The sequence below is a fragment of the Haloplanus rubicundus genome (assembly GCF_003342675.1).
In the GTDB taxonomy this organism is placed as follows: domain Archaea; phylum Halobacteriota; class Halobacteria; order Halobacteriales; family Haloferacaceae; genus Haloplanus; species Haloplanus rubicundus.
The window spans coordinates 1,884,057-1,903,279 of sequence record NZ_CP031148.1 but is presented as its reverse complement, the minus strand read 5'-3'; the positions used below and the strand labels follow the sequence as shown (position 1 = coordinate 1,903,279).

Below are 19,223 nucleotides of genomic sequence, written 5' to 3'. Positions count from 1 at the left end.
CACGTTCCGACAAGGCACTGACCGTCGTGACCGTGGTTCTCCTGTGCTACTCGATGACATCATAACTAAAGATTAGACGCGTCTAAACATAAGGGTTGGCAAGGCTGGTCACCCGGCTCGAACACCTGGCTTCGCTACTACCGAGGTGACGAGCCGAGACGTGTGCCGCATCTACTCCGACTGTCGGACCGTCCCGCCGCTCAGTCCCTCCCACTCGACCCGGAGCCCGAGCGTCGAGAGGACGGCGCTGGCGTCGTCGAGGCCGTACTCGTCGAGGACGCCATCCGCGTCGGAGAGCGACTGGCCGGGTTCGATCCGGTCGCGCAACGCGTCGAGGACGGCGGGACGGACGAGCGTCCGGCCGACGCGTTCGTGTTCCGGGAACGCGACCGAGTCGAGGGCGTCCACGCTCACGCCGTGATCGGCGGCGAGTTCGTCGAGACCGACGGCGTCCGCCGCGGGCCGGAGTTCGTCGGGCAGGTCGGCACGCGTCTCGGCGACCAACTCGGCCTCGTAGCGCCGGAGGGCGTCGACCACGTCCTTCACGCGCACCGATCCGGAGTAGGGGATGGCGCGGCCGTCGCGGGCCTCGATTTCCTCGCCGACGCCCAGGCTCTCGTCGACGGCGACGAGCATCTCCACGTCCTCCAGGTCGGCGAGCTGTTCGAGTTTCTTCGCGACGTACTCGGGGGTCCAGAAGCCCATGATCTCGAAGAAGACGGTGAAGTCGGCGAAGCGGTACTCGAAGGCGAAGTCGGGGATCATCACCCGCGCGCCCGCGGCGAGTGGTTCGGGCTCGCGGACGAGGTCCCAGTCGAGATTCAGGGAACCGAATCGGGCGGCGAAGTCGGCCTCGACGCCGCTGTCGTAGGTGGGTTCGGCGACCGGTTCGACCCCCGGCACCGACACGTCCGCTCCCGTGAGGACGAGTTCGCGCTCGGTCCCCCGGTCGTCGACGGTGGCTTCGAGACGCCACTCGGCCGTCTTGGCGACCGAGCGCAGCAGACGGGCGAAGGCGGTGCCGTAGCGGCGGGTGCGCCGAAAGAGGTGGTCCGGCCCGGTGACGACGACTTCCCGCCCCGAATCGGTCCGGCGCACCTCGTACATGAGGCCGAGGCGCTTCACGGCCGAAATCAGCGCCCGCGGGTCGGAGCTCCGGACCCGCACCTCGACGGCGTCGAAGAGCGCCGTCTGGGCCAGCGACAGGTCGTACTGGGCGAGGAGTTCGTCCGGGTCCCACCGCGGGTCGAAGTCGGCGAGCACCTGTCGGGGATCACGGTCGGCGTACAGCGAGTCGACGAGGGCGTCCGCCTCGGCGCCCAGACGGTCGGCGGCGCGGGCGAGTGCCCGGTCGCGGTCGGCCTCGGTCACCACGCCGACGGCCTCGCCGGCCTCGAACGCGGCCCGACGGGCGCGCTCCGGCGGCACCGCCGCCCGCGTCTCGAAGGTCGCGTCGCGTTCACAGAGCGCCGCGAACCCCCGGACGAGTTTGAAGTGGTCGGCCTCGGGTTCCAGATCGGCGAGCGCCGCCTCCAGATCCGCGCGCGGCCGGCCGACGTGAGCCTCGAAGGTTCCCAGTACGCGCGCGGCGAGCGGGCGGTGGCTCCGGTCGGTGAACTGCGGGTGGTAGCCGCCGCCGGCCCGCGACACCCGGAGGAGGTCCTTCGTGAGCACGGACGGGTGTGGGGGCGGTGGGCGTAAAGACCCTCACCCTCGCCGTCGTGGTGGGAAACGCTCTTGTCCGTCGCGGGGGAGCCGTCGGGTATGGAACGGCGTCGCCTCCTCGCTCTCACCGTTGCCCTCCTCGGCGGCTGTTCGGACCTCCCCGGTGCGACCGGGCCGCGCACCCCGCCGACGCCGAGCGAACCGACCGCCGCGCCGACCCGGTCGCTGCAGGTGACGAACCTCGCCGTCGAGGAGGCCGACGACGGCCACCTCCGGGTCGTCGCCACGGTCCGCAACGGAACGAACGCCCAGCGGACGCGGCGGCTCCGCATCCGGGTCCGGGCCGGCGAGATCCGGACCGAACAGCAACGGGACGTGACCGTCCCCGGCGGCACCCAACAGGACGTGGTCTTCGACTTTGCCGACGTGCAGTACGAGGACTTCTCGGGTAACGGGTCGCTAAACTCGGGGTGGGTGTAGGGGGCGTCCGCGACTACGACTCAGAGGGATCATCGTACCTGTCCGGAGGTTCTCGCCGGCCGGTCCGGTGAGAACCTACGATGACTTCCGATGATCCCTATCACCGTCCGACGGCGGTCGCTCGGACAGCCGATCGAACCGATCCTGGGCCCGTTCGGCCCGGTCCGCCGTCCGTTCGGCGTCGTACTCGCTCCCGACCAGCGCCCCGTCGACGACCGTGACACGCAGGATCGCGTCTTCGTGTCGTGCCGCCTCGGGTAAGGCCGCGGCGTCGAGTACCGCGTTCCCGACTTCCTCGCCATCGTCCTCGAAGAAGACGGTCGCGACGCCGTCCTCGACGGAATCGACGACCGCCGTGTAACAGCCGTCCGCCAGCGCGTCGACATCGGTCATGGATACGTCTCCCGAAGCACGGGGTCACCGTCACTGTTGTGGACGATCACCGTGTCGCCGTCGTTGTTCCAGATGGCCGATCCCGATCCCCAGTACAGCTCGGCGTCGGTGTCGGTTCCGGTGCCGGTCCGCAGCGTCACCGTTCCGCCGGCTGCGAGGACGTACCCGTCGGGGAAGGTGTACGTCCGACCCGCCTCGTCCTCGACCGTCCAGCCGGAGAGGTCGAGGGGTTCGTCGTCCGCGTTCTCGAAGACGACGTACTCGTCGTCGAGGTGTTCCCGGTCGGGACTGTCGGGGTCGGGGTTGATCTCCGCGACGACCAAACGGCCGGTCGGGGTGCCGCCGTCGGTCACGGTCGGTGCCGCCGTCAGGACCGTCCCCTCGCCACCCTCGAAGCGAGCGCGGTCGGCGAGCACGCTCTGGTTCCCGGGCTCGACGTCGTCGGCGTCGCGGAGGTCGAGTGGATCGGTTGGTACCGCCGCCTGCGTCCGCACGGTGACCCCGCGTCCGTCGCTGACGAGGACGATGTCGCCGTGGGTCGCCGTCCAGTAGGTCGGCAGCGAGCGGTCGGCGAACCGCTCCAGCACCGCCTCGGTCGGGTGACCGTACCGGGAGTCGTAGGCGCTCGATACGACGACGGCGTTCGGCCGGACCGCGTCGAGGAAGGCGCCGCTGGAGGAACTCGACGAGCCGTGGTGGCCGGCCTTCAGGACGGTCGCTCGGAGCCGGTCGCCGTACCGGTCGACGAGGTAGGCCTCCTGGTCGTCCTCGGCGTCGCCGGTGAGGAGGACGCTCGTCTCGCCGTGTGTGAGTTTGAGGACGATGCTGTTCTCGTTGCGGGCGCCGTCTTCGAGGTAGGGGTCGGGAGGACCGAGCACCGCCACGTCGACGCCCTCGAACCGAATCTCGTCGCCCTCTCGCGTCTCGTACAGCGTCACCCCGTGTTCCTCGACGGCGTCGAGGTAGCGGCCGTACGTCTGGGTGCTCGCCGCGATGCCCGGGTCGTAGACGGCGCCGATGCCGGCGGCCTCACGCTCGTAGTAGTCGATGATCGCCGCGTTGCCGCCGATGTGATCCGCGTCGTTGTGCGAGACGACGAGGTGGTCGATGCGGTCGATCCCCCGGCGCTCCAGATACGTCAGCACGTACGCGCCGTCGTCGTTGTAGTGGCCGGTGTCGACCAGCATCGTCTCGCCAGTCGGCCCGACGACGAGCGTGCTCACCGACTGCCCGACGTTGATGAAGTGGACTTCGACGATCCCGTCGGCGCCCGTTTCCGTTCCCGTCCCCGTTCCCGTCTCCGTCGCCGCTGGGGCCGATGTGTCGGTCGGCCCGACGGCCCCACCGCACCCCGCGAGGGCAACGACGAGGAGGAGGGCGAGGGCAACCAGGACCGTGCGGGCCGTTCGCGACATGGTGCGGGTACGGCTCGTCGGCACAAAGATGATTCGACCGTCGGCGTGGCGCGACCGACGGCCCTACCGCCTGCGTTCGGCCACCCGCTCCTCCGCCGTCTCGGCGCTCACGACTTCGTAGAGCAGCGCCCGGCCGCCGTCGGATTTGGGGCGCAGAACCCGCCCCAGTCGCTGGGTGAACTCGCGTTCGCTCCCGCTCCCCGAGAGGACGACGGCGACGTTCGCGTCGGGCACGTCCACCCCCTCGTCGAGGACGTTCGCAGTCACGATCCGACCGTACGTCCCCTCGCGGAACCGGTCGAGAATGGCCCGGCGCTCGCTCGCCCCCGTCTCGCCGGTGATCGCGGGGAGGAGGAATCGTTCGGAGAGGCGGTAGACGAGGTCGGTGTGGGCGGTGAAGACGATGATCCGGTCGTCGCGGTGGCGATCCAGCAGGCGGGCGAGCGCCTCGACTTTCGCGTCCGCGTTCATCATGATCTCGCGAGCCTCCTGTTTGGCCAGCAGGGCCTCGCGGGCGCGCGGATCGTTTCCGGAACGCATCACGAGTTCCTGGTAGTCGCTGCCGGAGGAGAAGGTGAGGCCGGTGGTCTTCAGGTAGTCGACGAAGGTGCCCTGAGCGTCCTCGTAGGCCTCGCGTTCCTCGTCCGTCAGTTCGACCTCGATCCGCCGAAGTTCGTAGTCAGCGAGATGTTCGCCTGCCAAGTCGTCGACAGCGAGGTCGTAGACGACGGGGCCGACCAAGTCCTCGATCACCTCGTGGGCGCCGTCTGGACGCTCGAACGTCGCCGTGAGGCCGAGGCGGGCGGGCGCGGTGAGTAGTCGGGCCACGTCGCGGTAGCCCTCGCCGCCGAGGTGGTGCACCTCGTCGAAGACGACGAGCCCGAAGCGGTCGCCGACGTCGTCGGCGCGGAGGTACGCCGAGTCGTACGTGGAGACGGTCACGTCTTCGACGCGTTGCTCGCCGCCGCCGAGTTGGCCGACCGTGATCGAAAATTCGGTCTCCAGTTCGCGTCGCCACTGCGTCAGGAGGTCGACGGTGGGGACGACGACGAGCGTCGGCGTATCGAGCGCGGCCATCGCGGCGACGGCGACGACGGTCTTGCCGCTCCCGGTCGGGAGTTCGAGGACGCCCCGCCGACCCGCCGCCGTCCACGCGTCGAGCGCCTCTCGCTGGTACTCCCGGAGGTCGTAGTCGGTCGATAGGTCGAGAGCGGGCAGGTCGCCGACGCCGTCCTCGTAGTCGACGCCGGCGTCGTCGAGGGCGCGTCGCAGGTCGGGGTAGCGGTGGGCGGGGGCGCGGAGCGTCCGGTCGCGGTCGTCGGGGGTGAGCGGGAGGGCGTCGACGCCGGGCGGGTCGGGAACGTCGCCTTCGACGACGATCGCGCCGTCGGCAAACCGGAGGCGAAGCGTCACGGCGCGGGCTTCGAGGGGTGGAAATATATGCCCTCCGCCCCGCCGATGGGGTATGACCGACGACATCGATACGGCCGTGACGGACTTTCTCGACGCAGCCGAACGCGTCTACGACGAGTACGACGACGGATACATCGACGCCGACGCCGCCCTCTCGCGACTGGGCGATCACGTCTCGACGCTGCGAGACGCCCACGAGGGGGAGGAATGAGCGGACGCGAGTTCTCCGCACGCGTCGAAGCCATCTCGATCAGCGGCATCCGCGAGGTGTTCGAAGCCGCCGGCGAGGACGCCATCAACCTCGGCCTCGGCCAACCCGACTTCCCGGCGCCGGCCCACGCGCGACAGGCGGCCGTCGAGGCCATCGAGGCCGGAAAGGCCGACGCCTACACCGGCAACAAGGGGATCGAACCCCTCCGCGAGGCCATCGCCGCGAAACACGAACGCGATCAGGGGGTCGCCGTCGACCCGGGCGACGTCATCGCGACTGCGGGGGGGAGCGAGGCGCTCCACCTCGCCATGGAGGCCCACGTCGACGCGGGGCAGGAAGTGATCTTCCCCGATCCGGGCTTCGTCTCCTACGACGCCCTGACCAAGGTGGCCGGCGGGACGCCCAAGCCCGTCCCCCTGCGCGACGACCTGACGCTCGATCCGGCCGCCGTCGAGGACGCGATCACCGACGACACCGCGATGTTCGTCGTCAACAGCCCCGGCAACCCGACGGGCGCAGTGTCGCCCGAGGACGACGTCCGGGAGTTCGCCCGCATCGCCGACGAACACGACGTGGTCTGTCTCTCCGACGAGGTGTACGAACCCTTCGTCTTCGAGGGTGACCACCACTCCCCCATCTCCTACGCCGACACCGACAGCGTGGTCGTCGTCAACGGCTGTTCGAAGACCTACTCGATGACGGGGTGGCGGCTGGGGTGGGTGACGGCGTCGACCCGCCGGATCGAGCGGATGCTCCGCGTCCACCAGTACATCCAGGCCTGCGCGTCGGCGCCGGCGCAGTACGCCGCCGAAGCGGCGCTGACCGGCCCGCAGGGCGTCGTCGACGAGATGCGCGAGACGTTCGAGGAGCGCCGGAACCTCCTGCTGGACCGCTTTTCGGAGATGGGCGTCGAGGTGCCGACGCCGAAAGGCGCCTTCTACGCGATGCCGAAGGTGCCCGAGGGGTTCGTCGACGCCTGCATCGACCGTGGGGTGATCGTCGTCCCCGGCGAGGCGTTCGGCGACGGGGGCGCGGGCCACGCCCGCCTCTCCTACGCCAACGACACCGAGTCGCTCCGCGAGGCACTCGACGTGATGGAAGGCGTCCTCGCGGACCTGCGGGCGTAGGGCGGGCGGCCGACGGTTTTGCGACCGGTGACGCCCCCGAAGGCGTGACGATCACGCAGTTCCACCCCGCCGAACGGCCACATCGGAAATAAACGTGAATAAACTGGCAGAAGTGGCACAAGCGCTACGTTAAACTATCCACGCGCCGTAAGTTTGCGTGCCCGCTGACGAATCGGATCGTCTCTCCCCTCCCTTCTGTACGAACTCTTGTAACTGTTCACCGGACCCTCTCGGCGAACCACCGATACCGACGTACGATGGACCGTCTCACTTCGCCGTACTCACGATTTTGATCACGTCGCCCTCCGACAGTTCGTGGTCCTCGCCGATCCGTCGATCCGACCGCGCGTCGACGGCGTGGAGGTAGCCCTCGCCGATGTCGGTGTGGATGGCGTAGGCGAGGTCCGGCGGCGTCGACCCGCGGGGCAGGAGGACGGCGTCGGGCAGGACGGTTCCGGACCCGTCGGTCCACTTCGTCTCGTTTTGCACGGGGAAGACGGTGATCCGATCCAGCAGGTCGTAGACGGCGTGATCGATAGCAGCCTGGACGCCGGTGCCGCCGTACTCGGTCATGACCTCGCGGATGCGGTTCAGCCCCTCGCGCTGGGCGTCGGTCACGTCGCCCGTGATGCTAAATCCCTCGTCGCCGGGGTCGTAGTCGACGACCCCCGCCTCCGCCGCAGTCCGCAGGGCGAGTTCGCCGTCCGCCGTCGTGGGGATGACGGGCTTGTCCGTCTCGCGCAGGCGTTGCAGGTTCTCCGCGGGCGCCACGTCGGCCTTGTTCGCGACGATGACGAGCGGCTTCGTTCGCGCCCGAATCTGCTCGGCGAGGTTCGCCCGGTCCGCGTCGGTCCACTGGATGGGGTCCTCGGGGTACTCCAGCGTCCGGAGGCTGGCGGCCACGTCTGCCACCGTCGCCCCGAACCCGGTGAGCAGTTCCGTGAGCACGTCGTCGATGTCGAAGTCGGGGGAGCGGGACTTGCGTTCCACGCTCTCCCAGTTGCGGGCGATGATCCCCGCGAGCCACTGGTCCATCTCGCGTTCGACGAAGTCCACCTCCTCGACGGGGTCGTAGGTCCCCACCTCGACCGGTTCGCCCTCGGCGTTCGTCCCGCCCGAGGCGTCGACGACGTTCAGGATGGCGTCGGCGTTGGTGAGTTCGTCGAGAAACTGGTTGCCGAGGCCCTTCCCCTCGTGGGCGCCGGGGACGAGTCCGGCCACGTCGAGGAGTTCGACGGGGACGTACCGCTTCCCGTCGTGACAACGCTCGTTGCCACAGCGCTCGTCGCGGGCGAGACAGGGGCAGTCCGTGCGGGCGTGGGTGACGCCGCGGTTGGCGTCGATGGTCGTGAAGGGGTAGTTCGCTACGTCGACGTCGGCGCGGGTCGCCGCCTTGTAGAAGGTGGACTTACCCGCGTTGGGCTTGCCCGCGAGCGCGAGAGAGAGCATAGTGGGGAGTGGTGGGTGGCGGGGAATTTAGTTTCGGTCGGTCCACGAATCTCGTCGTCGCTGGCAACCACTTTCGACAGTCGTACGTCCGCGGCGCCCCCGGGACGATCCGGCGGGGAGAACGAATCACAGCGGGTAGTGCGGAATCGTCGAAGCGCTCGTCCGGCAAGCGAGATACTGTCAGTGAACTCGCAGAATGGGACTTCTGCTTCCCCGGTTATAGAAATGTAATTCAGATTAGGTATATACGCTGATAGCACGTCGGTGAGTGTGGAATACCATGTCCAACGAAATCGATCCAGTCGACGGTGTATCGCGTCGAACGGTGTTGAAAGCCGGCGCCGTCTCGGTGGGTGCACTCGGAATGAGCGCCCCCGTCGCCGCCAGACATCTGGAGGGTAGTAACGGACGCAGAGCCGAGAACGAAGTCGACAGCGCCGCCGGGTACGGCGTCGAAGTCCTCGCAAAACACGCGACGTTCCCCAACAGAGTGAGCGCGAGGTTCCAGATGGAGTACGAGGGGTACGACGGTGCCGTCGTCTCCGACCTTCCGCTCGACGCGTCGAGCGTCATCGTTGCCAAGGTGACCTGGCAACCGGAGGGGACGTCAGGGTGGCACACCCACCCTGGGCCAGTCATCGTCAGCATCGTAGACGGCGAAATCGAGGTATTCAACGAGCGCGACTGCGTCGTCCGCACCTACGCGACGGGCGAGGCATTCGTCGACCCCGGGCAAGGAAACGTCCACATCGCATCTAACCCCAGCACGACGGACGACGCCGTGGCCTACGCGACGTTCCTCGGCGTACCCGCCGGAATGCCCGCGACGACGTGGGTCAGGCCGGTGGACTGCAGCCGTCAGAACACGTGACGGCGAGTACCGATGCCTCTCACGTGCTCGACTCGACGACGTTCATCGCCTCGTCGAAAGTCAAGCGCAGTTCGTCACCCTCGTAGCAGATCGTGATGAGAACACGTGCCGGGTGAATCGAAACGAGCTCTTGCTCGTGTTTCCCCATGAGGGACAGGAGCTGTTGGCTACGCTCGAAGCTATCGATAGTGTAGCCGATATCGATGCCGTGGTCGTGATAGAAGGCACAGACTGCCGGATGGATTATCGCGGCCACACACGGCGGTGCCTGTCCCCGGTACTTGCAGACGCTACAGGTCCATTTGACGGCCACCTCGTACTGCCTCCGGCAGGTTGGGCACACCCCGTCCGACGGGGGATCGTGGTTCTCACAAATCTCGAACATCGACCCGACTACCCCGGCGCAGCGTGGACAGATTCCGGCCATTTTCATGACGAACGCCTGTAACATACGGGACACGCCCGCTACGAAGACTTCTTCCAGAGTCCGGTTCGACAGGGCAGCCGGGGGGAGCGCCTGCGAGAAAAGGATGCCCTCGGGCTGTCCCGTACGTCCCCCGACGAACCCATCACATTCCGTACAAAAGTAGTAGAGCCACCCGTCCTGGTAACTCATGGCAGTTGGGGCGTCGCAACGGAGACATGGAGCGTCGATCTCGATTGGATCGATCACGGCCTTCTTTATACCGGTGCCCGCGATGACGGTCTGAACGAGGTGGAGACCGGCCGGATGCAGTTCGTAGCCACGGTCTGTCTTATTTACGAACCGTCCGGTGAGTTTGCGGAGATGGTAGTTGAACTGCCCCGGATCGCGCACGTCGACGCGGGCACGGAGTTCGGAAAACGACACCGCGTTGTCCTCCGTGTACGGATCGAAAGCCTCCCAGAGCGCCAGCAGAATCGCCAATCGCGTTTCGTTGCCCACGATCCCGAAGGCCTCGATGGCGTCAGCCCCTGCCGACTCGGCGGCCGCTACGAGTGCCGATGTCGACGATCCTGTCCCGGTCATGCCGATATGTAGTCCGGGAGACGAGATAAGGTAGAGGCCATACGCACCGACCGTTTCCGGATGGAAGGCCGCGTTCGGTCGGGTGTGTGATGATCCGCAGGCGCTACTCGATCTCCCGTTTCGCCTCCGACCGAACGATCCGCATCTCGCCACGCGACCGGATCGAGCCGTCGACCACCGCGTCCTCGTGGAGTTCGAGGTCGTTACAGGAGACGTCGCCGAGGACGCGCACGTCCTCGGCCAACTGGACGGTGCCGCCGCGGGTGGTCACGTCGCCGTGGATGCGGGTGCCCGAGTCGACCGAAATGTCGCCGCGGGCGCGCAGGCTCCCGAAGACGTTGTTGTCGGCACCCATGTCGATGGATTTCGCGCGGAGGTTGCCGTGGAGGCGACAGCCGTCGCCGACGGTGGCGGGCGTCGACACCTGCCACGAGTCGTCGGAGACGTCGCCGCCGCGGGGGATCACCAGCGGATCGTCGGGGGCGTCGCCGCCGAGAGCCTCCGCGATTTCGTCGGCGGCGTCGGTCTCGCCCACCCGCAGGAGCTGCGAGAGGACGATGAAGTAGAAGACGAGCGTCGGGACGGGATTCCGGATGACGATCCAGCCGTTGGCCTCGAACCCCTCCTCGATCTCCACGTCGTCGCCGATGTCCAGATCGCCGGAGACCATCAACTGGCCGCCGACGTGGACGCGTTCGCCGAGGTAGGCGTCGTCGCCGACGAGGACGTTCCCGGCCACGTCCGACCACATGTCGAGCCGGCAGTCCCCCTCGGCCTCGATGTCGCCGCCGAAGCGGACGCGCTCGCCGGCGACGACGTTGCGGCCGCGGACGCCGAACTCGACGGTGCTCTGTCCGCCGACGATCACGTCGCCGTCGGTGACGAGGTCGTGCTCCTCGACGGTCGTCCCGTCGGGAATCTCCAGCGCGTCGAGCGGGTCCCTCCCGAGTGCCACGCGCGTGTGTTCACGCTTCTCGTATTAAAACGGCCGTCAGACGCAGGGCTGACGGGGGGTGGGAAGCCACGCTCCTCGGGGAGTCGGACAGTCCGACGACAGCGAGGTATCGGAGCGACGTCGGACGGAGGGCGAAGCCGTCGCCGACGTGACGGCAGGGTTTTTTGCGGCCGACGACTACGGCCGGCCATGACTGCGCTCTCCTTCGACGAGAACGGCGTCGACGTCGTCTACGAGGGAACCGAATTCAGACTGGAGAAGGCACTGATCGAGGAGGCGGTCGGGAAATCCTACCCCGACGTGACCGACCACGAGGTGTTGCAGATGGTCGAGAAGAATCCGTCGCTGGGTGGCGAGCCGCGGCGGATCGGCGATATCGTGCGATAGGGTCCCGTTCGGCGGCGCCCGCGATTACGTCCGTTCGACCGTGTCCGTCGTCGTCACCGCATCCAGCGACGTCCCGAACCGCTCCTCGATGCCGACCCGGAAGATGGACTTCGCGATGGCGGCGCCGCCCCGGAAGGGATCGAGTTTCGTCTCGCCCGCGCGTTCGTCGTAGTCGATGGGCACCTCCGTCACCCGGTGGTTGCGGGCGACGGGGCGCATCAGGAGTTCCGCGGAGAGCCCCGTGTTCTCGGTCCACTCGATGCGGTGGAGCAGATCACGCCGGTAGGCGCGCATCCCCGTCGTCACGTCGTGGAGCCGACGGCCGAGGAGGAGACTGGCGAGCGCCGCGAACGCACGATTTCCCAGTCGGTTGAGCGCGGGCATCGTCTCCGGACCGGGCGAGATGCGGTCGCCGCTCACCACGTCGTAGCCCTCGTTGACGAGTTCGAGGAAGTCGGGCAGGCGCTCCATCGGGTAGGTGTCGTCGCAGTCGGTGGTGACGACCACCGGCCGGTCCGGCGTGAGCACCGCCTCGCGGACGGCGACGCCGTAGCCCTGTGGCTCCTGTTCGATCACGCGGGCACCCATCCCGCGCGCTATCTCGGGGGTGCGGTCGCTCGACCCGTCCACACAGACCACCTCGGCCTGCCCGTCGGTCACCCGGTCGATGTCCGCGAGAACGCTTCCGATGGCCTCTTCCTCGTTGTACGTGCCCATGACCACGGCCACGTCGGCGAAGGTGTACTCGCTCATATCCCTACCTGTGAGTCGCCCCACTTGAGCTTTTAGGTTTACCTAAAACGTCGTGTCTTCGGGGCAACAGGTGTCGTGGAGGCGGTTCGTGACTAGGTCCGCGAGCCGTTCGAGGTTCCGCGTGTCCTCGCGGTTGTACGAGACGAGCGTATCGAGGGCGGCGTCGTCGCCGCGTTCGTACTCGCGCCAGAGGCGCACGGCGTCCTTCCCCGAGAGGTCCGGCCGGTCCCGGTCGATCCCTACGTCCCGTTCGATGCGTTTGAGGCCGCCGGTCAGGTCGAGGCGGCGACAGGGGTACATCAGGTCGAGATGCGGGGCGTCGATGGAGAGAGGGAACGAGTCCTCGAGGAAGGGCACGTCGAAGCGCGCGCCGTTGAACGAGACGATCAGCGGCGCGTCCGCGAACCGTTCGCGGAGGGCGTCGGCGGTGAGGTTGTCGCCACGGACGAGGGTGTCGGTGTCGCCGTCGCGGTGGACGCTCACCGTCGTCACGTCGTTGCGCGCGGCGTCGAGACCGGTCGTCTCGATGTCGAAAAAGAGCGCGTCGTCGCGGAAGTTCTCGTAGAGGCGCCAGCGCGCCCCGGAGGGGAAGGCGTCGTCGAAGAAGCGGGCATTCCCCCGGCTGAGGTGGTCGGTAGCTACGTCGACGAACTCGTGAATCCGGTCGGCGGTGGTCGGCCCGACGACGGAGCCGTCGAACGTGTCCCAGTGGGTGATGCCGGCCTCCCAGAGGCGGCGTTCGGTCGCCTCGCCCACGCCGCGAATGGGGATGAAGCTGTTCTCGATGCGCACACCGGTAGTGGTGAGTCGGGGGTCAAAAACGTCGCGCTTGGCCGCTCACGCGAACGGCGAGGGGGCGCCGAGCGACGGCGACCAGCCGTCGGGCTTCAACTGCACGTACGCGCGGGCGCCGATGGCGACGGAGAGGAGGCCCGCCACCGCGCCGACGAGGACGCTCACGGCGACGACGACGAGGGTCGGCGCGCCGACGAACCCGAGGGCGACGCTGGGGACGGCACTCGCCAGGCCGAGCGCGAAGATGACCAGGAGAAGCAGGAAGACGCCGAGCCGTTCCCCCTTCGTCAGCTCCCACCCGGTGCGCAGGGCCTCGATGGCGTTTTTGTCCTCGATTATCACCTCGAACTGGACGAAATAGAGCGCTACGGCGAGGTAGATGCCCGGGATGACGAGCAGGATGGTGCCGAGACCGATCAACACGTTGACCACGAAGCCGGCGACGAGGGCGTTCAGCACCACCCACGTCAGGTGGCTGGTCAGCCCCGACGGGAACGACGACCGGGCGTCGCTGACGAACGTCCGAATCCCGACGACGCCGACGACCTGTGCGAGGACGACCTGTACCAGAAAGAGGGCGGCGGCGACGGGCAGCCCCACGTCGAGCGCGAGCGCACCGCCGCCCATCCCGGGCGTCGTCGGAGCGGTGGCGTCGGCGGGCACCGCCGTCTGGAGCGCGTCGACGACGGCGAGGCTGAGCGTCTGCGCGGCGACGGTCGATACCGCGCCGACGGCGAGATACGCCACGAACAGGATGGCGGCGACGCGCGTCGGAATGCGGGAGAGTCCGTTCTCTAACGCGGCGGGGATGTCGAGTGACATGAGGGCAGTCGATACTCTTCGCCGACCGACAAATAGGTGCGGGACTGCGGTCAGTCGCTCGCCGTCGCGTTGGTCGTCCCGCTCACCACGCGAACGGTCTCGTTGCCGTAGATTTCGAGCGTCTCGATCACGGTCCCGTTGGGGGCGACGCGTTCGACGACGATGGTCGGCGTCCGGCCCGCCGTCTCACCCTCGTCGGGCGACGCCTCGACCGGCGTGCCTTCGAGGAACGCCCGCACTTCGGCGGTCGTACCGACTTCGTGGACGTCGGTCGTGCGCGCGTTCACGAAGGCGGTGTACGCGATGCCGCTACTGTCGCTCGGGACGACCCTGACTTCCCAGTAGAGTTCGCCGTCGATGACGACGGGGATGGGTTCGGACGGCCGGAAGCGGTTCCAGTCCGTCGTGCGCGCGGCCTGTCTGACGTAGTCGGTCGCCTTGCGCGCGCCGAACAGCGACTCGGTCGGCGTGTAGATTTCGTACTCGCCGGTGCGGGCGTCGACCGTCCACACCTCCTTCAGTCCCTGGGCCTCGCCGTAGGGTTCGACGGCGACGACGTACTCCGGCCCGGCCTCGGTGAACACGAGGAACGGCTGGTCGTTGCCCTCGCCGGGCACCGGCGCGACCTCGATTTCGTCCTCGTGGGCGGTGAACGTGTTGACGATGCCCTTGCGGTACTTCGTCGCCGCGATCCGCTCCCGGGTCAGTTCGAAGGGGTAGAGCTTCTGTTCCTGCAGGACGGGGTGGGCGCGGGCCTCGGCGGGCGAGAGATCCTCGATGGTACCCTGCCCGTCGATCAACACCACCCCACCCCACTCCGGCGTCGTGTAGGGTAGGGGAAGCCAGTGGAACTCCGGTTTCGTGTAGGGGACGGCGATGTACTGGTCGCCCTCGTGGACGACCATGAACGGATCGTCGTACTCGACCAGGTAGTTCGCCCGCTTGAGGGTCGCGAACCGGTAGTTGTTGTAGAAGGCCGGACCGACGCCTTTCTCCAGGTCGCCGACGACGGTGTCGACGTCGGCGTTCTGTCGCGTCATGTCGACCAGCACCGTCCCGTGCTGGCGCTTGGTGTAGTAGTTGAACGCGCCGTCGGGAGCGAGCGCGTACGACCAGTAGGGGGTGCCGTTCCGGACGGTGATGTCGCCCCCCGCGATCCGATACTGCGGGAAATTGAGCGTGTTCGAGGCGTAGCGTGACGCGACGGCTTTCGTCACCACGCGCGGTTTCGCCGGGTCGGTCTCGCGCAGTTCCTCGGCGGTGCCCGCCTGCTCCATCGTCGCCTTGCCGAGGTCCTCCCCGGCCAGCAACCCGGCGACGCTCGACCCGGTGACGAGGAGGGCGAAGAAGACGGCGAGTCCGACTCGGCCGCCGACGAAGGTGCCGAGACGCCGTCTGGCGAGAAGACCGAGGCCGAGGCCGAGAACGGCGGCGAGCGGGAGGATCGGCGTCGTGTAAATCCCGTAGACCGCCGAATGAAGCCACGGGCGGAAGTACCACGCGAGCGCGAGACCGACCGCCGCCACGACGGCGACCAGGCCGACCGCCGCCCGTGGGTCGCGTTCGTACAGTCGGCGCAACCGGTCCCGAAGGACGACGAGGAGTTCGTCGAGGGAGGGCATCCGTGGGAGGTACGGGATGGAAGGGGATTACCGTTCCGTCTCAACCGACCGACGGAGCGGGGATCGGAGCCGTGTCGACACGGCGTGTGGCGTCCGGAGTCGCCCCCACCACGACCGACGGGGAATCCGGCGGACTGACCGTGGGCGGGACGAGCACCTAAGATGATCCCTGTCCAATAGGTAGTGATACGGGTGCCGTCCGTGGCTACAGGGACGGTGCCCCGTCGGAGTACTACATGACCCCCAAAACCGCACTCGTGTTCCTGCAGGCGCTCGTTCGATCCGTCGGCTACCTCCTCCGGGGCCGGATCGAGTTCCCGCGGGGCCGTCTCGGCGACGTCCTCGAACTGTCGGAGGGCGACCGCTTCGTCTGTTACCGTGAAACGGCGCTCCGGCCGGCCGTCGAGGCCGACCGTGACGACGGCGTCGTCCTCGTCTTCGGACTGGAGAGTGCCGACAGGGAGACGGGCGCGACGATTCGGAGCGTGCTCTTCGATCCGGCCGCGAACGTCGCCACCCCGTTTTTCGCCGGGATGCCCGGCTTTCGGCGCAAACTCTGGTTGGCCGGTCGGCGAGAGGGCGAGTTCCTCGAACTGTACGAGTGGGCCACCGTCGAGGACGCGGAACGGTTCGTCGACGTGATGCGGTCGCTGCTCGACCCGTTCGGGTTTCTCGGCGCGGCCACCTTCGACATCGTCGAGGACGACACCGTCGACGAGTACGTGGCCGCCCGGTCGCTCTCGTGGGGGGCGCAACGCGAGTCACGGTCGACCCGCAGGCGGTGGCGACGGCCGGCCGTCCTCGGACTCCTCCTGCTGATCGGCGGATACCTCGCGTGGCGGAGGCGATCCGACGCCGACCGACCGCACTCCGAACCGTAGAGCGGGAGATAGGCTTAGCACGGGGGCGAACGTATCTCCGGATATGTCCCTTCGAGAGTGGCTCAGACGCGTCGAGTGGCTGTGGATGATCATCGGCGGCTTCTACCTCGTCGCGTATCTGTTCTGGTACATCCCCGCGCTCGAAGACCTGCCCGACAGCGTTCGGGAACCACCCGCTCCGTATCCGTGGCACTGGACGCTCGATTTCGTCGCGACCGGCGTGGCCGGCGGCGTGTTGCTGTTTCTCGGCTTCGACCGAGCGACCGAGGCGACGCCGTCTCGAGACGAGGAGTGATCCCGCGACAATATTATTATCTCGCTGACGAATAGGGGAGCATGCCCAACGAACAACTGCGTCGGCTTCGTCGGTGGATCGACGCCGTCCTGCGGGGGGCCGCGTCGGCCCTGGAACTCCTCGCCGACGTCGTCTCGGACACCGAGGACGTGGAACTCCACACCGTCGTCACCTTTCGGGCAATCGTCGACGCGGTGGTGCCGGAGACGCCGGAACTCGACCCCGAACTCGGTCCCGAACACGTCCCCGGCGGGCTGGCGGTCGGTCTCGAGGAGTTCGCCGTCACGTACGTCGACGACGGGTTCCAACTCGGGTTGCCGTACGTCGGCCCGCGGGGGAACATTCCGCTCGCCGACCCCATCGCCCAAATCCTCGACCTCGCGGCGCTGCGGCTCGTCGACCGGGAAGCGAACACGGGGGAACTGGACGACGACCGCCCCGTCTCGTTACTGGCTCCGGGCGAGGCGTCGCCCCGGACGGTTCGGAGAGCGGCCGGCCCGTTCTCGAAACTGTCCCGACGGGACCGCCTCCGCGCCATCGGCCTGCTCGACGAACTCGAACTCGAACTCAACCAGTTCGAGGACGAACTGTTCGAGTTCGACGGCGGACTCGTCGGCCAACTCGTCGTCGGGTTCACCGAGATGATCTACTACAGCGAGTGGCAGGGCTACGACGAGTTCACGCAGCGGCCGAGCGACCGCGTGCATCCGAACGATTCCACGGCCGTGCAGAGCTGGCGGCAGACGGGCTATCCCGGCTTCAGCGACGGTTACGCCGCCTTACGGGGGTATCTCGGGAGCGACGACGGGCCGCTCGGCGAGGGCGAAGTCTGGACGACGATAGACGCATCCGGATCGGTTCGGATCGCCCGCGAACCCGGTTCGTTCCGCGAGAACGACTACGACACGAGCGGCTACGCGGAGCCCTACCCGGAGTGACCATGGTCGCACCTAACTACGACGTCGTCGTCGTCGGTGCGGGCGGTGACGGCCCCGTGACGGCCTGGAAGCTAGCCGAGGCGGGGCTGTCGGTACTCGTCCTCGAAGCCGGACCGTTCTACGGGAACGAGCAGTGGCCGAAGCCGAGCGAGGAGTCGGGTGGAGAGGCGTCGTCCAGCAGCACGGACCTGAGCGGCGAGTTGCTCGACGAGCAGTTCACGACCCGAGAGTTCGAGATGGTGAACAAACTGCTCTTCGGGCCGGCCGACCACGAGCGGGGCTTCTGGTTCCGGAAGTTCCCCGGCGACGGGGCGATCCTCCAGTGTGCGGGCGTCGGGGGGACGACGCTTCACTACACCGGCTGTCATCCCCGGGCCTACCCGGCGTCGGTCGACGAGCAGGGCCACTGGCCCATCGACTACGCGGACCTGCTCCCGTACTACCGAGAGATCGAGGCGATGTGTGAGGTGAGCCCCGCGCCCGTCACCGCGAAGGAGGAACTGTTCTTCCGCGGAGCGGCGCGGGCGGGCTGGGACCTCCTCCACGACCTGAACGTCACCGAACCCGGATACAGACCGCAACCGAACGCGATCAGACGGCCCGATCCGAAACTCCACGTCGACGCGGGCTACGACGGCGACTTTAGCTATCCCGAGGTGGAGGGTGACACCCTCGCGCTCGGCAACATCGCGGGGAATCCCCATCCACGGGGGGCGCCCTACGAGGAGAAGGCGAAGCGATCCAGCAACGTCAGCTTCGTACCCGCGGCACTCGAGACGGGCAACGTGACGATTCGCCCGAACGCGTTCGTCACGGACGTGCGGACGGAGACGTCACTCGGCGATAGGCCCACGGCGACGGGCGTCACGTTCCGGGACACGTGGTCCGGCCGGACCGAACGCGTGGACGCCGAGGTGGTGGTTCTCGCCGCGGGCGCCATCGAGACGCCGCGCCTCTGGCTGAACGCGGACCTGCCGGACAACGAGTGGGTGGGCCGGGGACTGACCATCCACTTCGGTGACAACGTGATGGGGCTGTGGAACGAGGACGATCTGGACGAACTACTGGGCAAGGACACGGTCGACCAACACGAGGGGCAGGACATCGCCGCCCGGTTCGACTACCCGGGACTGGGGATGTTACAGACGGTGGGCACCACGCCCGGCGTCGGCGCGATACTGGGCTTCGGCGCCAGCGCATCGGGCTTTACGTTCCAGAACGACACCGCGGACGCCCCGTGGGACACGATGGGACGGCTGGCCGGCCCGGAACTGAAGCGACTGCTCGCGGACTACCGTCGGATGCTGCAGGTACTGGTCGTGAGCGACGACCGGCCCCACCGGCGAAACGGCGTCACCGTGACGCCGGGGTTGGCGGACGAACACGGGCCGATTCCCGTCGTGAACTACGAGCCGAGCGAAGGGGATCAAAAGCGCCGCGACGAACTCGCGACCATCGCGGCGGAAATCCTCAGGGAGGCGGGCGCCTCGCACGTCCACCGGTCGGACTCGCCGCCGACCGCCCTGCACGTCCACAGTACGATGCGGATGGGGAAGGTACTCGACGAGGCGTGTGAGGCCTACGACGTGGAGCGACTGTTCGTCGCCGACCACTCGGCGCTCCCGAACGGCGTCGGCGGGGCGAACCCCACGAACACGGGGCAGGCGCTCGCGGCCCGGACGGCCGACGAGATTCTCGACCGGTGCTTCTGAGGGCCCGATCCAGCCGAGCGCCTAGTTCAC

The 19,223-nt window shown here is 67.9% G+C and carries 20 protein-coding genes; 9 read left to right on the top strand and 11 right to left on the bottom strand.

The window, feature by feature from the left end; translation table 11 throughout:
- Positions 1–171 precede the first annotated feature (171 nt).
- Complete coding sequence (locus DU484_RS10650; protein WP_114605879.1) at positions 172–1,674, bottom strand: DUF790 family protein; 1,503 nt, start codon at positions 1,672–1,674, stop codon at positions 172–174.
- Between the two features lie 90 nt (positions 1,675–1,764).
- Here DU484_RS10650 and DU484_RS10645 point away from each other — a divergent pair, with 90 nt between their 5' ends.
- Complete coding sequence (locus tag DU484_RS10645; RefSeq protein WP_114605878.1) at positions 1,765–2,145, top strand: transcriptional initiation protein Tat; 381 nt, start codon at positions 1,765–1,767, stop codon at positions 2,143–2,145.
- A gap of 75 nt (positions 2,146–2,220) precedes the next feature.
- Here DU484_RS10645 and DU484_RS10640 read toward each other — a convergent pair whose 3' ends face one another.
- The 3 genes from DU484_RS10640 to DU484_RS10630 form a co-directional block, all read right to left on the bottom strand.
- Complete coding sequence (locus tag DU484_RS10640) at positions 2,221–2,538, bottom strand: DUF3006 domain-containing protein (RefSeq protein ID WP_114586033.1); 318 nt, start codon at positions 2,536–2,538, stop codon at positions 2,221–2,223.
- On the bottom strand, positions 2,535–3,953 hold the full coding sequence (locus DU484_RS10635; RefSeq protein ID WP_114605877.1) for a lamin tail domain-containing protein: 1,419 nt from the start codon (positions 3,951–3,953) through the stop codon (positions 2,535–2,537). The genes DU484_RS10640 and DU484_RS10635 overlap by 4 nt, the downstream gene beginning before the upstream one ends.
- A 63-nt stretch (positions 3,954–4,016) precedes the next feature.
- Positions 4,017–5,366: a DEAD/DEAH box helicase gene (locus DU484_RS10630; RefSeq protein WP_222844832.1), complete on the bottom strand. Its 1,350-nt coding sequence runs from the start codon at positions 5,364–5,366 to the stop codon at positions 4,017–4,019.
- Between the two features lie 52 nt (positions 5,367–5,418).
- Here DU484_RS10630 and DU484_RS20005 point away from each other — a divergent pair, with 52 nt between their 5' ends.
- Together DU484_RS20005 and DU484_RS10625 are read left to right on the top strand one after the other, a co-directional pair.
- Positions 5,419–5,577, top strand: a complete 159-nt coding sequence (locus tag DU484_RS20005; protein WP_187347689.1) for a hypothetical protein — start codon at positions 5,419–5,421, stop codon at positions 5,575–5,577.
- Complete coding sequence (locus tag DU484_RS10625) at positions 5,574–6,704, top strand: pyridoxal phosphate-dependent aminotransferase (RefSeq protein WP_114605876.1); 1,131 nt, start codon at positions 5,574–5,576, stop codon at positions 6,702–6,704. Before DU484_RS20005 ends, DU484_RS10625 begins: the two co-directional genes overlap by 4 nt.
- A 267-nt stretch (positions 6,705–6,971) precedes the next feature.
- Here the strand turns inward: DU484_RS10625 and DU484_RS10620 are convergent, their stop codons facing one another.
- Complete coding sequence (locus tag DU484_RS10620) at positions 6,972–8,153, bottom strand: redox-regulated ATPase YchF (RefSeq protein ID WP_114605875.1); 1,182 nt, start codon at positions 8,151–8,153, stop codon at positions 6,972–6,974.
- 280 nt (positions 8,154–8,433) lie between these two features.
- Here DU484_RS10620 and DU484_RS10615 point away from each other — a divergent pair, with 280 nt between their 5' ends.
- Positions 8,434–9,024, top strand: a complete 591-nt coding sequence (locus DU484_RS10615; protein WP_114605874.1) for a cupin domain-containing protein — start codon at positions 8,434–8,436, stop codon at positions 9,022–9,024.
- 19 nt (positions 9,025–9,043) lie between these two features.
- Here the strand turns inward: DU484_RS10615 and DU484_RS10610 are convergent, their stop codons facing one another.
- Together DU484_RS10610 and DU484_RS10605 are read right to left on the bottom strand one after the other, a co-directional pair.
- The gene (locus DU484_RS10610; RefSeq protein ID WP_114586027.1) at positions 9,044–10,033 is read right to left on the bottom strand and encodes a winged helix-turn-helix domain-containing protein; all 990 of its coding nucleotides are present in this window, start codon (positions 10,031–10,033) and stop codon (positions 9,044–9,046) included.
- A gap of 103 nt (positions 10,034–10,136) precedes the next feature.
- The gene (locus tag DU484_RS10605) at positions 10,137–10,988 is read right to left on the bottom strand and encodes a polymer-forming cytoskeletal protein (protein WP_114605873.1); all 852 of its coding nucleotides are present in this window, start codon (positions 10,986–10,988) and stop codon (positions 10,137–10,139) included.
- 189 nt (positions 10,989–11,177) lie between these two features.
- On the opposite strand from DU484_RS10605, the gene DU484_RS10600 reads away from it, so the two are divergent.
- Positions 11,178–11,375: a DUF5800 family protein gene (locus DU484_RS10600; protein WP_114586025.1), complete on the top strand. Its 198-nt coding sequence runs from the start codon at positions 11,178–11,180 to the stop codon at positions 11,373–11,375.
- 24 nt (positions 11,376–11,399) lie between these two features.
- Here DU484_RS10600 and DU484_RS10595 read toward each other — a convergent pair whose 3' ends face one another.
- From DU484_RS10595 to DU484_RS10580, 4 genes are read right to left on the bottom strand one after another with little or no spacing between them, the layout of a single operon-like run.
- Positions 11,400–12,128: a dolichyl-phosphate hexose transferase gene (locus tag DU484_RS10595; RefSeq protein ID WP_114586024.1), complete on the bottom strand. Its 729-nt coding sequence runs from the start codon at positions 12,126–12,128 to the stop codon at positions 11,400–11,402.
- A 42-nt stretch (positions 12,129–12,170) separates the two neighbouring features.
- Complete coding sequence (locus DU484_RS10590) at positions 12,171–12,920, bottom strand: ribonuclease H-like domain-containing protein (RefSeq protein WP_114605872.1); 750 nt, start codon at positions 12,918–12,920, stop codon at positions 12,171–12,173.
- A 45-nt stretch (positions 12,921–12,965) separates the two neighbouring features.
- Complete coding sequence (locus DU484_RS10585; protein ID WP_114605871.1) at positions 12,966–13,745, bottom strand: hypothetical protein; 780 nt, start codon at positions 13,743–13,745, stop codon at positions 12,966–12,968.
- 50 nt (positions 13,746–13,795) lie between these two features.
- Positions 13,796–15,367 (bottom strand): hypothetical protein, encoded by a 1,572-nt coding sequence (locus tag DU484_RS10580; RefSeq protein ID WP_222844831.1) that lies wholly within the window; start codon positions 15,365–15,367, stop codon positions 13,796–13,798.
- A 236-nt stretch (positions 15,368–15,603) separates the two neighbouring features.
- Here DU484_RS10580 and DU484_RS10575 point away from each other — a divergent pair, with 236 nt between their 5' ends.
- From DU484_RS10575 to DU484_RS10560, 4 genes are read left to right on the top strand one after another with little or no spacing between them, the layout of a single operon-like run.
- Positions 15,604–16,248 carry a hypothetical protein gene (locus DU484_RS10575; protein WP_114605870.1) on the top strand — a complete coding sequence of 215 codons (645 nt, stop codon included), beginning with the start codon at positions 15,604–15,606 and terminating at the stop codon, positions 16,246–16,248.
- 43 nt (positions 16,249–16,291) lie between these two features.
- Positions 16,292–16,543, top strand: a complete 252-nt coding sequence (locus tag DU484_RS10570; protein WP_114605869.1) for a hypothetical protein — start codon at positions 16,292–16,294, stop codon at positions 16,541–16,543.
- A gap of 41 nt (positions 16,544–16,584) precedes the next feature.
- Entirely contained in the window at positions 16,585–17,481 is an 897-nt protein-coding gene (locus DU484_RS10565; protein ID WP_114605868.1) for a hypothetical protein, read from the top strand.
- 2 nt (positions 17,482–17,483) lie between these two features.
- Positions 17,484–19,193, top strand: coding sequence for a GMC oxidoreductase (locus DU484_RS10560; RefSeq protein WP_114605867.1), 1,710 nt, complete (start codon positions 17,484–17,486; stop codon positions 19,191–19,193).
- The last annotated feature ends 30 nt before the right edge of the window (positions 19,194–19,223 follow it).

Coding starts and splice junctions, on each gene's coding strand:
- DU484_RS10580 (WP_222844831.1), bottom strand. CDS start 15,367: ATGCCCTCCCTCGACGAACTCCTCGTCGTCCTTCGGGACCGGTTGCGC.
- DU484_RS10570 (WP_114605869.1), top strand. CDS start 16,292: ATGTCCCTTCGAGAGTGGCTCAGACGCGTCGAGTGGCTGTGGATGATC.
- DU484_RS10615 (WP_114605874.1), top strand. CDS start 8,434: ATGTCCAACGAAATCGATCCAGTCGACGGTGTATCGCGTCGAACGGTG.
- DU484_RS10640 (WP_114586033.1), bottom strand. CDS start 2,538: ATGACCGATGTCGACGCGCTGGCGGACGGCTGTTACACGGCGGTCGTC.
- DU484_RS10600 (WP_114586025.1), top strand. CDS start 11,178: ATGACTGCGCTCTCCTTCGACGAGAACGGCGTCGACGTCGTCTACGAG.
- DU484_RS10560 (WP_114605867.1), top strand. CDS start 17,484: ATGGTCGCACCTAACTACGACGTCGTCGTCGTCGGTGCGGGCGGTGAC.
- DU484_RS10635 (WP_114605877.1), bottom strand. CDS start 3,953: ATGTCGCGAACGGCCCGCACGGTCCTGGTTGCCCTCGCCCTCCTCCTC.
- DU484_RS20005 (WP_187347689.1), top strand. CDS start 5,419: ATGACCGACGACATCGATACGGCCGTGACGGACTTTCTCGACGCAGCC.
- DU484_RS10595 (WP_114586024.1), bottom strand. CDS start 12,128: ATGAGCGAGTACACCTTCGCCGACGTGGCCGTGGTCATGGGCACGTAC.
- DU484_RS10645 (WP_114605878.1), top strand. CDS start 1,765: ATGGAACGGCGTCGCCTCCTCGCTCTCACCGTTGCCCTCCTCGGCGGC.
- DU484_RS10625 (WP_114605876.1), top strand. CDS start 5,574: ATGAGCGGACGCGAGTTCTCCGCACGCGTCGAAGCCATCTCGATCAGC.
- DU484_RS10575 (WP_114605870.1), top strand. CDS start 15,604: ATGACCCCCAAAACCGCACTCGTGTTCCTGCAGGCGCTCGTTCGATCC.
- DU484_RS10620 (WP_114605875.1), bottom strand. CDS start 8,153: ATGCTCTCTCTCGCGCTCGCGGGCAAGCCCAACGCGGGTAAGTCCACC.
- DU484_RS10585 (WP_114605871.1), bottom strand. CDS start 13,745: ATGTCACTCGACATCCCCGCCGCGTTAGAGAACGGACTCTCCCGCATT.
- DU484_RS10610 (WP_114586027.1), bottom strand. CDS start 10,033: ATGACCGGGACAGGATCGTCGACATCGGCACTCGTAGCGGCCGCCGAG.
- DU484_RS10565 (WP_114605868.1), top strand. CDS start 16,585: ATGCCCAACGAACAACTGCGTCGGCTTCGTCGGTGGATCGACGCCGTC.